This window comes from Desulfuromonas sp. (assembly GCA_002869615.1).
Lineage (GTDB): Bacteria > Desulfobacterota > Desulfuromonadia > Desulfuromonadales > UBA2294 > BM707.
This window is the reverse complement of record PKUH01000091.1, coordinates 101,868-117,628: the sequence shown is the minus strand read 5'-3', so window position 1 is coordinate 117,628 and position 15,761 is coordinate 101,868. Positions and strand designations below refer to the sequence as shown.

At 53.4% G+C, this 15,761-nt stretch carries 14 protein-coding genes, 1 tRNA gene and 1 pseudogene; 13 read left to right on the top strand and 3 right to left on the bottom strand.

What is annotated here, in order from left to right; translation table 11 throughout:
• The 4 genes from nifJ to C0623_09220 all read left to right on the top strand — a co-directional run.
• Positions 1-2,647, top strand: a 2,647-nt coding sequence (gene nifJ, locus C0623_09235) for a pyruvate:ferredoxin (flavodoxin) oxidoreductase (GenBank protein ID PLX99668.1), incomplete at its 5' end; no start/stop codon positions are given.
• Between the two features lie 167 nt (positions 2,648-2,814).
• Positions 2,815-3,312, top strand: coding sequence for a dynein regulation protein LC7 (locus C0623_09230; protein PLX99667.1), 498 nt, complete (start codon positions 2,815-2,817; stop codon positions 3,310-3,312).
• A 14-nt stretch (positions 3,313-3,326) separates the two neighbouring features.
• Complete coding sequence (locus C0623_09225) at positions 3,327-3,923, top strand: gliding-motility protein MglA (protein ID PLX99666.1); 597 nt, start codon at positions 3,327-3,329, stop codon at positions 3,921-3,923.
• A 160-nt stretch (positions 3,924-4,083) separates the two neighbouring features.
• Positions 4,084-4,159: transfer RNA gene (locus C0623_09220), tRNA-Asn, on the top strand.
• Between the two features lie 148 nt (positions 4,160-4,307).
• On the opposite strand, the gene C0623_09215 is transcribed toward C0623_09220, so the two are convergent.
• Entirely contained in the window at positions 4,308-5,222 is a 915-nt protein-coding gene (locus C0623_09215) for a LysR family transcriptional regulator (protein PLX99665.1), read from the bottom strand.
• A 160-nt stretch (positions 5,223-5,382) separates the two neighbouring features.
• Between C0623_09215 and C0623_09210 the strand changes: the two genes are divergently transcribed.
• The 8 genes and pseudogenes from C0623_09210 (at position 5,383) to C0623_09175 (ending at position 12,742) form a co-directional block, all read left to right on the top strand.
• A complete protein-coding gene (locus C0623_09210) occupies positions 5,383-6,675 on the top strand; it encodes a 3-hydroxyacyl-ACP dehydratase (protein ID PLX99664.1) in 1,293 nt (430 codons plus the stop codon).
• A 6-nt stretch (positions 6,676-6,681) separates the two neighbouring features.
• On the top strand, positions 6,682-7,431 hold the full coding sequence (locus tag C0623_09205) for a 3-hydroxyacyl-ACP dehydratase (GenBank protein PLX99663.1): 750 nt from the start codon (positions 6,682-6,684) through the stop codon (positions 7,429-7,431).
• Between the two features lie 255 nt (positions 7,432-7,686).
• Positions 7,687-8,301, top strand: a complete 615-nt coding sequence (locus tag C0623_09200; protein ID PLX99662.1) for an NAD(P)H:quinone oxidoreductase — start codon at positions 7,687-7,689, stop codon at positions 8,299-8,301.
• Between the two features lie 336 nt (positions 8,302-8,637).
• Positions 8,638-9,909 (top strand): MFS transporter, encoded by a 1,272-nt coding sequence (locus tag C0623_09195; GenBank protein ID PLX99661.1) that lies wholly within the window; start codon positions 8,638-8,640, stop codon positions 9,907-9,909.
• A gap of 108 nt (positions 9,910-10,017) precedes the next feature.
• Positions 10,018-10,563 (top strand): annotated as a pseudogene (locus C0623_09190) (nitroreductase).
• A 188-nt stretch (positions 10,564-10,751) separates the two neighbouring features.
• Positions 10,752-11,084: a transcriptional regulator gene (locus C0623_09185; GenBank protein ID PLX99660.1), complete on the top strand. Its 333-nt coding sequence runs from the start codon at positions 10,752-10,754 to the stop codon at positions 11,082-11,084.
• 55 nt (positions 11,085-11,139) lie between these two features.
• Positions 11,140-12,462 carry a hypothetical protein gene (locus C0623_09180; GenBank protein ID PLX99659.1) on the top strand — a complete coding sequence of 441 codons (1,323 nt, stop codon included), beginning with the start codon at positions 11,140-11,142 and terminating at the stop codon, positions 12,460-12,462.
• Between the two features lie 31 nt (positions 12,463-12,493).
• Entirely contained in the window at positions 12,494-12,742 is a 249-nt protein-coding gene (locus tag C0623_09175; protein ID PLX99658.1) for a thioredoxin family protein, read from the top strand.
• A gap of 143 nt (positions 12,743-12,885) precedes the next feature.
• On the opposite strand, the gene C0623_09170 is transcribed toward C0623_09175, so the two are convergent.
• Complete coding sequence (locus C0623_09170) at positions 12,886-13,098, bottom strand: hypothetical protein (protein ID PLX99657.1); 213 nt, start codon at positions 13,096-13,098, stop codon at positions 12,886-12,888.
• A 37-nt stretch (positions 13,099-13,135) separates the two neighbouring features.
• Positions 13,136-13,543 (bottom strand): hypothetical protein, encoded by a 408-nt coding sequence (locus C0623_09165; protein ID PLX99656.1) that lies wholly within the window; start codon positions 13,541-13,543, stop codon positions 13,136-13,138.
• Positions 13,544-14,389: 846 nt separating this feature from the next.
• Between C0623_09165 and C0623_09160 the strand changes: the two genes are divergently transcribed.
• Positions 14,390-15,682, top strand: coding sequence for an ATP-dependent helicase (locus C0623_09160; GenBank protein PLX99655.1), 1,293 nt, complete (start codon positions 14,390-14,392; stop codon positions 15,680-15,682).
• The last annotated feature ends 79 nt before the right edge of the window (positions 15,683-15,761 follow it).

The window sequence follows — 15,761 nt, the reverse complement described above, 5'->3', positions numbered from 1 at the left end:
CTTTGCCAAAATTCTGCCGAAGACGGTCAAGAAGATTTCGGTTCTCGACCGGACCAAGGAGCCGGGTTCCCTCGGCGAGCCGCTCTATCACAATGTTCGGACCGCGATTGGTGAAGCGATGGCCGAAGGGCTGTTCCAGTTCGATGGCTACCCGTCGATCGTCGGCGGTCGTTACGGCCTCGGTTCCTACGAGTTTTCACCCGGTATGGCCAAGTCGGTTTTCGATAACATGAAGCACGACAAGCCGATGAACAAGTTCGTCGTCGGCATCAAGGACGATGTGACCGGCCGCTACCTCGAATTCGACGCTGACTACAGTGTGCCGTTCGATGGCTACTCGGCGATGTTCTATGGCCTCGGTTCCGACGGCACCGTCGGCGCCAACAAGAACTCGATCAAGATTATCGGTGATTCGACCGACAACGAGGTTCAGGCCTACTTCGTCTATGATTCAAAGAAGGCCGGCAGTATGACCACCTCGCATCTCCGCTTCGGCAAAGAGACGATCCGTTCGCCGTACCTGATCACCTCGGCTGATTTTGTCGCCTGTCACAACTTCTCATTCCTTGAGAAGTACGACATGCTGAAAAATGCCAAGGAAGGCGCGACCTTCCTGCTCAACAGCCCGTACGGTGCCGCTGATGTCTGGTCGCATCTGCCGAAGAAGGTTCAGCAGACCATTATCGACAAGAAGCTCAAGTTCTTCGTGATCGATGGTGTCAGGCTCGGCAACGAGCTCGGCCTCGGACCCCGCATCAATGTCATCATGCAGACCGCTTTCTTCAAGATTTCCGGGATCATCACGCTTGATCTGGCGATCAAGGAGATCAAGGAAGCGATCGTTAAGTCCTACAGCAAGGCGGGTGAAAAGGTCGTCAGTATGAACAAGCAGGCGGTCGACACTGCTCTTGAGAATATCGAGGAAGTTGCTGTGCCGGGCACGGTCGACAGCGATATCGAGATGACCATCGGCCAGTGGAGTCACACGCCGGCAACCGTACAGAAAACTCTCGGTCCGATCATTGACGGTATCGGCGAGCATCTGCCGATTTCGGCGATGCCGGCCGACGGAACCTTCCCGACGGCGACCGCGATGTACGAAAAGCGCAACATCGCCATCACCACTCCGGCCTGGGATGAAGAACTCTGCATCCAGTGCGGCATTTGCTCGTTCGTCTGTCCGCACGCATCAATCCGGATGAAGATTTACGACGAGAAGGAGCTCAAGGGCGCGCCCAAAACCTTCAAATCCTGTGCCGCCAAGGGCAAGGACATGGACGGCAAGAAGTTCACCCTGCAGGTCGCGGTCGAGGACTGCACCGGTTGCGGCGCCTGCGTCCATAACTGCCCGGCCAAGAGCAAAACCGACGAGAACCACAAGGCGATCAACATGGTGCCGCAGGTTCCGCTGCGCGAGACCGAGCGTGCCAACTTCGACTTCTTCCTGAACCTGCCGGAGACTGATCCGGAACTGTTCAATGCGGCCACGGTCAAGGGGAGCCAGTTCCTGCCGCCGATGTTCGAATTCTCCGGCGCCTGTGCCGGTTGCGGCGAAACGCCCTTTGTCAAGCTCTGTTCACAGCTGTTCGGTGACCGGATGGTCGTTGCCAATGCGACCGGCTGTTCGTCGATTTATGGCGGTAACCTGCCGACCACGCCGTGGACAACCCGCAAGGATGGTCTCGGTCCGGCCTGGAGCAACTCGCTGTTTGAGGACAACGCCGAATTCGGTTTCGGCTTCCGTCTGTCGATCGACAAGACCACGCAGTATGCCCAGGAGCTGCTCGAGAAGAACATCGAGTGCGGCTGTGCCGCCTGCAAGGGGAGCGAGCCGCTGAAACGGGCGATTCTCGGCGCCGACCAGTCTAGCCAGGCGTTGATTGAAGAACAACGTGGCCGTATTGCCGAGCTCAAGGAGATCCTCGCCAAGTGTACCCACGAGACGGCAACCCAGCTCAAGGCCGATGCCGACTACCTGGTCAAGAAATCGGTCTGGATTCACGGCGGCGACGGTTGGGCTTATGACATCGGTTACGGTGGCCTCGACCACGTTCTTGCTTCCGGTGCCAACATCAATGCGCTGGTTCTCGATACCGAGGTTTACTCCAATACCGGCGGTCAGGCTTCCAAGGCGACGCCGATCGCTGCGGTTGCCCAGTTCGCTGCCGGCGGCAAGGAACAGCCGAAGAAGGACCTCAGCATGATCTCGATGACCTATGGCAATATTTACGTCGCCCGGGTCTCGCTCGCCAATCCGGCCCAGTGCGTCAAGGCCTTCCTTGAGGCCGATGCCTATGATGGCCCGTCGCTGATCATTGCCTACTCGCATTGTATTGCCCACGGCATCAACATGACGACGGCCGTTGACGGCTGCAAGGAAGCGGTCAATTCCGGCTACTGGCCACTGTTCCGCTTCGATCCGCGGCTCTCTGCCGAAGGCAAGAACCCGCTGCAGCTCGACAGCAAGGAGCCGACCATCGGATTTGAAGAGTTCGCCGGCAAGCAGAACCGCTTCAAGGTTCTCAAGAAGAACAATCCGGAGAACGCCGATGCCCTGATGGCGGCCTCGGCCAAGGATTCGGCAAGCCGCTACGACCTCTACAAAAAACTGGCGGCCTTGTCAGCCGACTGCGGCTCCGATTCGTAAAGAATCAAAAGCAGCATTAAGTGATGAATCAGCCCCCGGCCCGGTGCCGGGGGCTTCTTTTTTCCGGCGAGCTAATTACCTATAAAAACAAGGGGAAAATGCTTGATGGAGAGCCGTATTGATGCTATAAAAGCACGGATATGCAATCATAATGGAGGAGTATAGGTATGGCGGGTCCCGAATCGTCAACCTTCGTCATGTACGACGAAGAGCTCAAGAAGATTAACCAGGTTTCAGACAAGCTTCTGCGTGAGTCTAACGCCAAGGTCATCTTCCTGGTCGATAAGAACGGACAGCTGATTACATCCATCGGCGAGACCGAGCACCTCGATACAACATCGCTCGCTTCCCTGACGGCTGGTAATATTGCTGCCACTGGTGGTTTGGCCAAGCTGATTGGTGAAAAGGAATTTTCGATCCTTTTCCATGAAGGCGAGAAAGATAATATCCATATTTCAATCGTTGGCGGCCGGGTCATCCTGGTTGTCATTTTTGACCAGCGCAGTTCATTGGGCCTGGTTCGTCTTCGCGTCAAAAAAGCGGCGGACGAACTTGGCACCATCTTCGATGAGTTGGCGGCCAAGGCGAAGCAGGAGGATCAGAATGCCGGTCCAAGCCCATTCGCCGAGATTACCGACGACGATATCGACAATCTGTTCAGTTGATTAAGGAGGGATAAATGTCTTTTATCAATTATGCCTCCCGGGAGATCAACTGCAAAATCGTCTACTATGGTCCCGGGTTGTGCGGTAAAACAACCAACCTGCAGTTCGTTTATCAGAAGACGTCTCCCGACGCCAAAGGCAAGATGATTTCCCTTGCCACCGAGACCGAGCGGACCCTGTTCTTCGATTTCCTGCCGCTGGCCCTCGGCGAGATTCGCGGTTTCAAGACCCGCTTTCATCTCTACACCGTTCCGGGCCAGGTTTTCTACGATGCATCCCGTAAGCTGATCCTCAAGGGTGTTGACGGTGTCGTTTTTGTTGCCGACTCCCAGGAAGAGCGCCTCGACGCCAATGTCGAGTCGATGGAGAACCTCAAGGTCAATCTTGAGGAACAGGGCTACGATCTCGAAAAGATTCCGTTTGTTATCCAGTACAACAAGCGTGACCTGCCGAACTGCTCTTCTCTGGAAGAACTGCGCAGTCTGCTCAACCCGAACGGGGTTCCCGAATTCGAAGCCTGCGCCACCACCGGCGAAGGGGTTTTCGAGACCCTCAAGGCGACAGCAAAGCTGATCCTGATGGAACTCAAGAAAGGTGGGCCCGGAGCCTGATCCGGTTTATAACAAAGTCAATAACGGCGCCTGTGGAACCAATCTGCAGGCGCTTTTTTCTTGCCCGATAAAATGAACGTGAAAACCGGTTTTTATGGTTGACAAAAGTGGCTTTGAAAAGGTATAAACGCAACTCGCTGAAGCTTTCAGCGTGCGCTATTCCCCGATAGCTCAGTTGGTAGAGCAGGTGACTGTTAATCACCCTGTCGCAAGTTCGAGTCTTGCTCGGGGAGCCAAAAAGATAAAGGTCGATTTCTTCAATGAAATCGGCCTTTTTTTGATGGCTTTGTCTTCTCAAGGGTGAAATATTTTAAATTACTGCAATATCAGAAGGTTAGGGATTCGAAATCGGCATTTTGGAACCAATTCCAGACTGGTCGCCTTTTAGGCCTTTCTGCCGCAATCTTTCTGGAAATGATTTTTTAATATCTGAGTAAAGGCTTCGGCCGCTGGAGACAGTATCCGGCCCTTCATTGTAGCAAGCCATATTTTACGCTCAACCACCAACCCGTCAATGTCGATGCGACAAAGTTGTTCCGCCTGTTTCCAGCGTCGAACGGACAATTCCGAAACGAATGCTCCACTGTAGCCACTGGCGACCGCCTGAAGAACAGCTTCGTTGCTGCCTAGATGCGCTGCGATGTGGAGATCTCTTGGATTTCTTCCTGCCTGACGCATCGCCTGGTCGAGTGACTGGCCGCTCCCTGAGCCATTTTCCCGCATGATCAGAGGATTGCCGAACAAGTCGTCGATCGACAGTTTTTTTTGTTTGGCCCACGGGTGTGAAGATGCCACGACAAGTACCAATGGATCATTGACCAGAGGGTCGAACGTGATCTCCTTACGCTGTGTGCGACTGCCAACCAGGGCCAATTCAATTTCTGTACCTTCGAGCATCTTCAGGACCTCGGCCGTATCGCCGGTGAGCATTGTTAAAGAGATACCGGGATGTTTTTGTTCCAATGTTGCAAGCAGAGGAGGGACCAGGTAGTTAGCGGGGATATTGCTCGCACCAATAACGAGTTCTGCGTCTTCAAGGCCCTGAAAGCCGTTCATGGCCTGAAACAGCGCATCGCTTTCACTCAGAATTCGTCGAGCGTGTCGAAGGAAAATTATCCCGCCCGAGGTCAGGGTGACCCCGCGCTTCTGTCGATCGAACAGAGAGACCCCAACCTCATCTTCGAGTGAAGCCATATGCTGGCTCACCGTCGACTGAGTTAATGCGATGGCTTCGGCCGCTGCCGAGAAACTGCCTTTGTCAGAGATGGCAACGAAGATCTTGATCTGATGTAAATTCATGGTTTGTCCTATCGTAAATATCGATAACAGTCATTCATGACATCGAAACTAACTGTTTGACGTACGGCTGTCAATATTAGAGAATTTAAACCATTTAATCCACACAAATTACGAGAGAAAATCTTTACCAAAACATTTTTATTTAAGCAGGAGGATGCAGATGTCTGACACGTTCCAAGTGAAAGTAGATCCGGAGCTTTGGACGAAGCTCGATATGGATGTTGACCGTTTCATGAATGTCCCGCCCATGTTGACGTACGCCTTTCAAAACATCTTTCTCAGTCAACAGAACCGTCCACAGGGGATGGCCTATTTCGACGACATGGTGAGTAATATCTTTACGGGTCGCATTGAGGAGATAGTCGATGCCAAGTCAGAAGGTCGTCCGGTCGTCGGGACCTTCTGTGTCTATGTCCCGGAAGAGATTATTCAGGCAGGCAATGGCGTCTGTATCGGCTTGTGTGGCGGTTCTCAGGGCTCGATTGCCGACGCGGAGAAGATCTTGCCGCGTAATATCTGTCCGATGGTGAAATCGGCGTTTGGTTTTAAGGTCGGTCGCATCTGTCCTTTATTCCAGGCTGTTGATTTCGTCTACGGTGAGACGACATGTGACGCCAAGAAGAAAACGTGGGAGCTCCTTGACCAGTACGTTCCGACCCACGTCATGGAAATACCACAGATGAAACGCGAGCGCGACAAGCACCTGTGGATCGAGGAGGTCAAGGATTTCAAACGGGCGATCGAGAATCGCGTCGGCAAGGAGATTTCCGAGGCTGACCTCAAGTCGGGTATCGAAACCCTGAACCGGAAGCGCGAAGCGATGCAACGTCTCAATCATTTGCGGCATCACGACCCGTCACCGATCAGCGGGCGCGATATGCTGCTGATTCAGCAGATCGCTTTTTACGATATCCCGGAACGGTTTACAGCCAAAGTTGATGAACTGTGTGAAGAGTTGGAGGATCGGATTTCGAATTCAAAATTTGTGACGGAACCAGAGACGACGAGGGTTATGGTCTCGGGGGCACCGATGGCGTTGCCGAACTGGAAGCTCCACAACATCATCGAAGGCGCGGGTGCGATTGTCGTCAACGAGGAAAGTTGCATCGGAACCCGCTACTACAAGGATACGATCGATACCGATGGAGCAACCATGGAGCAGATGATCGAAAAACTGACCGAGCGGTACATGAAAATCGACTGTTCCTGTTTTACTCCAAATGATGAAAGGATCGACCAGGTGATCAAGGAGTGCCGAGCATCTGGCGCGCATGGGATCATAGATTACTCTCTCCAGTTTTGTCATAGCTATAACATCGAAGCGGTCAAGCTCCGCGAGGCGTGTGCCAAAGAGGGAATCCCGTTTATGGCGATCGAGACGGACTACTCTCCGGAAGATGTCGGACAACTGCAAACCCGGGTTGAAGCCTTCCTTGAACAGCTTCAGGATTAGGGTGCCATGCAGATCGGAATAGATCTCGGTTCCAGGGCGATCAAGATGGCGGTGTTTCGTGACGGGGTTCTGGCTGAGAAAGAGGTGGTTGAAAGCCCCTTCGAGCCGCACAAGCAGGCTGCAGAAATGGTGTCGCGTTACACACCGTCCGAGGTGGTCGCGACAGGCTACGGGCGCCATCTGGCGCAGAAACATTTCGCCCAAAAGGTGATCACCGAGATCAAGGCGCATGCCCAGGGAGCCCGCTATTGCGTACCGGAATGCCGCACCATTCTCGATGTCGGCGGGCAGGACTCCAAGGTCATTGCCCTTGACGGCAACGGGCGCGTTGTCCAATTTCATATGAACGACAAGTGTGCAGCCGGGACCGGCCGTTTTCTTGAAATCATGTCTGCCTCCCTGGGGTATTCACTCGAAGAGTTTTCCGTCGCCGCGAGATCTTCTTCCCAAGATATCCCTATCAACAGTATGTGTGCTGTCTTTGCCGAATCGGAAGTGGTTTCATTACGGAATCGCGGCTTTGCCGCCGCCGATATTGCCCGCGCCATCCATCTCGCCGTTGCCGATCGTTTGAGCGGCATGCTGGAGCGTGTCGGCATATCTGACGAAGTTGTATTTTCCGGGGGGGTTGCCAACAATCAGTTTCTGGTCGACATTTTGGGAGGCAAGATCGGCCGGCCAATAACGGTTCCATCCCATCCGGAAATCGTCGGCGCTATTGGAGCTGCATTACATAGGGAGAAAACAGAGTCATAGTGAGTCGAAACCAAAGCTCTCCTCCAACTACCCACTACCGCCCGGCTCGGGGAGCCAAACCAGACAAGATGTGGTCCTGGTATTAGGACCACATCTTTTTTATACTCAATAATAACTTTCCTGTTCTGAAACTCTCTAAGCAATAAGTAGTTGACTGTGAACTTTCGTACAGTAATGTTTAATAACCGGCGGATCCATATCCATGTTAGCGGCGGCAGAGGCTTAATTAGCGAACATCTTTGAGAGGAGAATTTTATGTGCAAGGTGTTGATCATTCACTACAGCATGTATGGCCATGTTTTAAAAATGGCTGAGGCGGTCGCAGAAGGTGTTCGCGAAGTGGAGGGGTGTGAGGCAGTCATCAAGCGTGTCCCGGAAACGCTTTCCGATGAGGTACTGGACAAGATGGGGGCGCAGGAGGCTCAACGGGCCATGGCTTACATTCCCATAGCGAGCGTCGATGATCTGGCGGAAGCCGACGCAATCATCTTCGGCACCCCGACCCGCTTTGGCAACATGTGTGGCCAGATGCGTCAGTTCCTCGACGCCACCGGTGGACTCTGGCAGAATGGCTCCCTGGTCGGCAAGGTCGGTAGCGTTTTTGCCTGCTCAGCCACTCAGCACGGCGGCCAGGAATCGACTATTCTGACATTCCACACCACCCTGCTGCATCATGGCATGGTGGTCGTCGGCTTGCCCTATGCTTTTTCCGGGCAGATGGGGGTCTCCGAGATCACCGGGTGCAGTCCCTACGGCGCTTCGACAATCGCCGGTGGCGAAGGAGAGCGAATGCCGAGCGAGAACGAATTAGCCGGAGCCCGGTTCCAGGGAGCCCATGTTGCAAAGATTGCATTGAAGCTCAAGGCATAGAATAGGTTGATGAATTAGAGTTGTACGTTATCTTCCCACTGCCCACTACCGCCCGGTTCGGGGAGCCAATAACCATAAGGCCGATCTCTTTTGCGAGATCGGCCTTATGGTTTTCGATGTGGCTCGTGGGGCGTCTTCTGCAATATCAACCCCGGGACCTGAATTCTCTTTCTTGCCGATCGCTCGATTTATAACCAACCGTATTGCACATAATGCCGTTCCTGCCTCCACGTTGCTGGTTAATGCATCCCGTAGCCGCGAATATTTGACATGCGGATATGGAACGTTAGGGTTATACGGAGCAACGAAACTCGATCGAGTAGAAAGGAATCTGTTGTGAACATCAGCAAGGGGCACACTGCTCTGCTGGCCGGTTTCATCGGAAACGTTGTTGAATGGTATGATTTCGCACTGTACGGCTACATGGCCGGTATCATCTCGGGTTTATTTTTCCCGGGTGACGACAGTACGGCCTCCCTGATCGCTACATACGGAGTGTTTGCCGCCGGGTTCCTCATGCGCCCTCTCGGCTCGGCGGTCTTCGGCTGGATGGGTGATACGATCGGGCGCAGCCAGACGATGCTGGTTTCGGTAATCATGATGGCGCTGCCGACCTTTCTCCTCGGCTGTCTACCCACCTACGAAAGCGTCGGCGTCTGGGCTGCCGTGCTCCTGGTTCTCATCCGCCTGGTACAAGGTCTCTCGGTGGGTGGCGAATTCAGCAGTTCGGTGACCTATATGGTTGAGACGGCAGACCGCGATCGACGCGGATTCGCCGGCAGCTGGGCTAATATCGGCAGCATGACCGGTATGCTGCTTGGATCTGGTGTCGCCGCATTGGTGACAACCGCACTGTCGAGCGCTAGCGTTTCCGATTGGGGCTGGCGGCTGCCGTTTCTGTTCGGCGGCCTGATCGGTGGCACTTCGATCGTCCTGCGGATGCGGCTGCCACAGTCGGAACATTTTAACAAGCACCACAGCGATCGCTGCAAGACATCCCCGCTGCTGCAGGCGTTCACCACCAACCGCCGCGAGATGATTCAGGCGATCCTGTTCGCCTCGGCCTACGGGGTCATCTTCTACATCCCGGTTGTTTACATGCCCGAATGGCTGCACAGCCAGGGCGGCATGGCCCGGGACCTGGCCCTGCAGATCAATACGGCGGCGACCGCTTTCCTGCTGGTTCTGATCCCGATTGCCGGCTGGGTCAGTGATCGCTACGTTCGTCGAACCCACTTCATTGGCGGGGCGATGTTGGTTCTGGCCCTGATTGCCATGCCACTGTTCCTCTGGTTTGCCGGCACCGGTTTTAGCGGAGCGGTGATCGCTCAGTTCAGTTTTGCCGCCCTGCTCGCTGTTCCCCTGGGTACGGCGCCGGCGATGTTCGTCGAACTCTTCCCGGCCAGTGACCGACTGTCGGGGTATTCGGTGGCCTATAATCTCGGCCTCGGAGTGATCGGTGGTGCGACGCCGATGTTCGCCACATGGTTGATTCAGTTCAGCGGATCGGCAACCGCCCCGGCGGCCTGGCTGGCAATTGTTGCCCTGGTTGCATTTGGTGTAATGCTCTGGATTCATGACCGTAGCCGTGAGCCCTTGCCGGATTGAAACATTAAAAAAGGCAGTTCGTGTCTGTATAATTCAGAAAAGAAGCCTGCCACTGTTTGATCACTTACATGCTGAAGCCAGGCACATGCATTGGACAAAGGAGAAGCTATGGATGCCATTGACATGATCAAGAACCGGAGAAGTGTACGCAAGTTCAAGGATTAAAAAGTCGACCGCGAGACGATGGAGGAGATCGTTGAACTCAGCCGCTGGGCGCCGTCGTGGGCAAACACCCAGACAGCCCGTTACACCCTGGTCGATAGCGAGGAGGTGCTTGCAAGGTTGACCACCGACGGGCTACAAGGCTTTGCCTACAACATCAAGACCCTGGAAAATGCCCGTGGGGTAGCGGTGCTCAGCTTCGTAGAAGGCAAGAGCGGCCGGCTCGACAAGTACGGCGATTTCGACAGCTCGAACGCCCGTTTCTGGGAGGCATTCGATGCCGGGATCGCCTGCCAGACCTTCTGCCTGGCGGCTCACGCCAAAGGGGTCGGAACCTGTATCTTCGGAGTTATTGACGACGATGCCATCGCCCGGATCATTGATCTGCCCGAAGGGGAAACGGTTGCAGCGCTGATCGTTTATGGCTATGCCGACGAGCAACCGAAGACGCCGCCACGCAAGGAGGCCGGAGAAATTTCAAGGTTTATATGAAGTTGGCCAGAATGGTAAAAGCAGCAATCTCTTTTCTCTTCCGGAGTAAATTGAAAATATAATCCTTGTGCCCGATATCATCGGCCCGGGGAGTTTAAGGAAAGGACATGGTCGAAACAGAGACATGTCATTTTTTTGTTGCACCTATTTGGCTATTTGGTTATATTGCCAAATAGGTGGAGGTTCAAATGGACGAAAACAGAAAAACGCTTCTCAATGCTCGTGCCGGGGTTCTCAAGGCGATGGCGCATCCGACCCGGCTGTTTATTATCGAGGAGCTGGAAAAGGAAGAGCGCTGCGTCTGCGACCTGACCGAGCAGATCGGAGCTGACGTTTCAACTGTCTCGAAGCACCTCTCTGTTCTCAAGCAGGCTGGCATCGTCATGGACGACAAGCGTGGCAACCAGGTCTTCTACCGTCTCCGCGTGCCGTGTATTTTGAACTTTTTCGGATGCGTCGAATCGGTTCTCGAGGCGAGTGCAAGTGATCGGACTGCATTGTTGAAAGCTGTCGGCAACTAAAATTTTTTACACTGCTATTTGGCGAATTTGCCAAATAGCTATGCTGGTTAGAGCTATGACCTGGAAAAATGAATGGAAGCCTTTGCTGGCGATAGTCGTAATTTTTGCCGGCCTTTATTACCTGCCGGTTGATTGGCTGCAGGAAACAGAGCGAATAGAAAATTCTTTTTGGGAGGCACTCCATTTAGCCAAGTGGTATGCCCAGGAACATGTACTGCTGTGCCTGGTCCCGGCTTTTTTCATTGCCGGCGCCGTCGGGGTCTTCGTCAGTCAGGCGGCGGTGATGAAGTACCTCGGACCGAAGGCGAACAAGTTCCTGGCCTATGGGGTCGCCTCGGTGGCCGGCAGCATTCTGGCGGTCTGCTCCTGTACAATTCTGCCTCTTTTTGCCGGTATTTATCGAATGGGGGCCGGATTGGGCCCTGCCAGTGCATTCCTCTATTCGGGACCGGCTATCAACATTCTGGCGATCGTCTTGACGGCAGCTGTTCTGGGGCCCGGGATGGGGATTGCCCGTGCGGTCGGTGCCGTCAGTTTTTCAGTCATTATCGGGTTGCTCATGCACCTGTTCTTCCGCAAGGAAGAGCTGGAAAAAGTAGCCGCGGCCGCGGCGATGCCGGAACCGGAGGTGTCGCGTCCCCTCTGGCAGAACGCGCTTTTATTTGCGTCCATGGTCGGGATTCTGGTTTTTGCCAATTGGGGTCGGCCGACTGATTCAAGCGGGCTTTGGCAAGCAATTTACGCCACAAGATGGCCGATTACTGGATTGTTCTCTTTGGCGTTGGCGGTCATTCTGGTTCTGTGGTTCAAGGTCAATCACTGGCGGATGGTGGTTGTCGCCGCACCGACACTGATCCTTGCGCTTTTGCTTCCGGATTATCCTGTATTGGCTTTCGTTGCCGGAACCATCGGTTTGACAGTGCTTTTAACAACGGCTCAGAACAACGACGGTGAATTGGAGGAGTGGTTTACCACCAGTTGGGATTTCGCCAAAAAGATCCTGCCACTTCTGCTCTGGGGGGTTCTGATTGCCGGTGCGCTACTCGGCCGGCCGGATCAGGAAGGATTGATCCCCTCGCATTGGATCGCCGGCCTGGTTGGCGGCAATTCGATATGGGCCAACCTGTTTGCATCGGTGGTCGGCGCCTTTATGTATTTTGCGACATTGACGGAGGTACCGATTCTGCAGGGGTTGATGGGCGCCGGTATGGGAGAGGGGCCGGCCCTGGCCCTGTTGCTTGCCGGTCCGGCACTGAGTTTGCCGAACATGCTGGTGATCCGGTCGGTTATGGGAACCAAAAAAACAATTGTTTTTGTGTTGCTTGTCATCATGATGGCGACGATCTCGGGACTTATATATGGAGCGATAACCGGATAAAAAACAACGCAATCATGAAAGGAGCAGGACCATGAAGAAGATCCAGATTCTCGGCACCGGTTGTGCCAAGTGCAACGAACTGGCAACGAACGCCAGGGAAGCCGCCGGGGCCTTGGGCGAAGAGGTTGAAATTGAGAAGATTATGGAGCTGAATGACATCATGACATTCGGCTGCATGACCACTCCCGGACTGGCGATCGATGGAAAGCTGGTCTCACAAGGCAAGCTACTGAAGTCGGACCAGATCATGAAATTGCTGCGGCCGGTATCGCATGAGTAGAGCCAGAGCCCTGATGGTAAAAGAATGCCTGACGGGGCTTGTCTCTTCGGTCGGAACCCGCTCCCATTAGACAAAAAGGCGTGATCCGTTGAGGATTACGCCTTCTTTTCATGAGATAGCCCAGTTGTAATTCGTGAGAGTTTCTAACCCTGCCACATTGTCCAGGCGTGGTCGTTTTTGTTGCTGCTCCAGGTGAACTTGGTTGAACAGAGCAGACATCGGTAATCCTGTTCTTCGAAGCTGCGCGGTGCTGCACCCTTGAAAAAACGACGTTCATCGACCTTGACAAGGTCTTTATGCGGAGTTTCCCGTTTGCCTTTCTCTGTCTGCGCCTTGCACAAGTCGCAAATAAGCATGGAATTGCCCTTTCTTGTCGATGACTCCAGTGTGCCGCTATTTGCAGCGCATTGTTTTCAAACCGTCGGTAAAGAGAACTTCCATTTTACGTGCTCCGGCAACACTCTGGACATGACCGATTCCAAACTGGGTATGTTTTATCAGGGCGCCAACCTTATAGGAGTCGTCCATCGAATACTTCTTCGCCTCCTGGCCTTCGGTCTCTGACTGGAGTTCATTCCATTTTTTCTGCAGGGTCAGCTTCGACGCGGTTGCTTTTGCCCGGGCAGTTGTTTGCGGGGTTGCTCTCGGTTTACGGTAAAGATGCTGTCCTTGACAGGTATTGCACTCAACTTTCGCCGGTTTGCTGGCGTTCATGGCAACGATTGTATGGTTCGTGATTTTTCGGCACTTGGTACAGCGAGCTTCAATCGGGTCGCCGGCGGCAAGTTGTTTAGTATCCATCATAAGTTGTCCTTTATACTGTTATATGCGGGCGCCCTGACCTCTTGAGTGGCCAGGATTTGCTCGAGCTGCATTATTGAACGGTCGCGGGGTGGAGTGACGCTCCCGGTGGAATAGATATATTCAGGCATCATCCGGTGGTTGCTGATCCTCCAGAGGCTGATCGCTCTCTTCCGGATTTTCATCTTTTTCTTCGCGTCTTAATTTTCTTTTCTCTTCTTTTTTTGCCTTTCGTGCAATTTCTTTCTGCCGTTTCTCATAACCATAATTGGGTTTTCGCCCCATCGTATTCTCCTCGGGTTTCGTGGTGGATAATCGGTTCAGTTAAAAAATCGGGAGATTTTAAAGAATGCCCGGTAAAAAATAAAAAGGCCACATAGCCTATATAGGTCCGCGTGGCTTTTCCTGACGGGTCTATTTTTTACGTTGCTGGTATACTTCTATACTTCAGAACAAACTTCAATCATGTTAGACGCTAGCATGCCTACTGCTGTTAGGCAAGGTAATTATAAATGTTAATGATTTGAATAATACCCTGCTCACGGTGGATGTTATTTTATGTATTTGAAAAAAGTTGTTGCTTTTCGGCCAGATAACTGTATGATGCCGGCGACTGAACAGATGTGCATCTTCCGTAATATCAACGAGAGGCGCACAGCCTCATCGCTTCCTGGTTTTCCTGCCTTCTGTATTCTTTTCGACACCTAGCAGTACTTACAGATCGGCGACGACGCAAAATACAGTCCCGTTTGTGGAGGAGATTCTATCTCAGGACAGCTGTTTGTTCTGGCCTTCTCCACGCTGTAACCCATTGTTTTTCCAGCTAGGAAAAAGAAAGTATTACCGATGTCATTTGACTTATTGAATTTGAATCCCCAGATTGCAAAAGCGATCAAGACCTGTGGTTATGACCAGCCGACCCCGGTGCAAGCCCAGTCGGTTCCGGCGGTTCTTGCCGGCAAAGATGTTCTTGCTTCGGCCCGTACCGGAACCGGAAAGACCGCAGCTTTCATGCTGCCGGCGCTCGACATGCTGTCGAATTTCAAAAAGGGCCCAAAAGGTGCCCCGCGGGTCCTGGTACTGACGCCGACCCGGGAGTTGGCGGCACAGATCACCGAGGCGACGAGAAATTACGGTAAATTTCTAAACGTCCGGTCCACCGTCATTCTCGGCGGCAGTTCTTATGTTCCGCAATTCCGCGACCTTTCGCGGCCGATCGACCTGGTCGTCGGAACGCCTGGTCGTCTCATCGATCACCTGCAGCGTGGCACGCTCGACCTTTCCCGTCTTGAATTGTTGATTCTCGACGAGGCCGACCGTATGCTCGATATGGGTTTCAAGCCGGATATGGAAAAAATTATTGCCGCAGCTCCTTCTGAACGGCAAACCCTGATGTTCTCGGCAACCCTTGATGAGACCGCCGAGAAAATGGCGCGAAATATTCTCAATAAGCCGATCCGGGTTGAGATTGATGGCCGCCTGATGACGCATGAAAAAATTGAGCAGAAATTGTTTATTGCCGACGATGTCAAGCACAAGGTCAGACTGCTAAAGCACCTGGTTGAACAGCAGGGTGTTGAGAGAACAATTATTTTCTCCGCGACCAAGCGTGGTGCTGACAGGCTGGCAAAAGACCTGAAGCGTGATGGCCATCGAGCCGAAGCGCTCCATGGAGACATGAGCCAATCGGCGCGTAACCGGGCGGTGTCGAACCTGCGGCAGGGCCGTACTCAGCTTCTGGTTGCGACTGATGTCGCGGCCCGGGGACTTGACGTGCATGGCATCAGCCATGTTATCAACTTTAATCTTCCTCAGGTCAGCGAGGATTATATCCATCGTATCGGCCGGACCGGCCGGGCCGGTGCCGCCGGAACGGCGATTTCACTTGTCGGTGACGATCTTGATGTCGAACGGTTGATCCAGATCCAGCGTTATCTCGGGAAAGAAATTACCCAGGAGGTTGTTGATGGTATGGAGTCGACCCGCAGAATCAAGGTTCAACCGAAACCTCTGGCGAAGAAACGGCCGCACGGAGCCGGAGCAAAGCGGCGCAACTGGAAGAAAAAACCGGGTAATCGCAACCGGAACTCGCGTCCCGAAGTGATTGAGCGCCGGAGTAAAGCTGCCAAGAAGAGTTAAGTGGGGACGGTCACCAGACCGGTTCTCTTTACGTTATGAAATCACATGAAAAGGGCCAGCATATTTGCTGGCCCTTTTG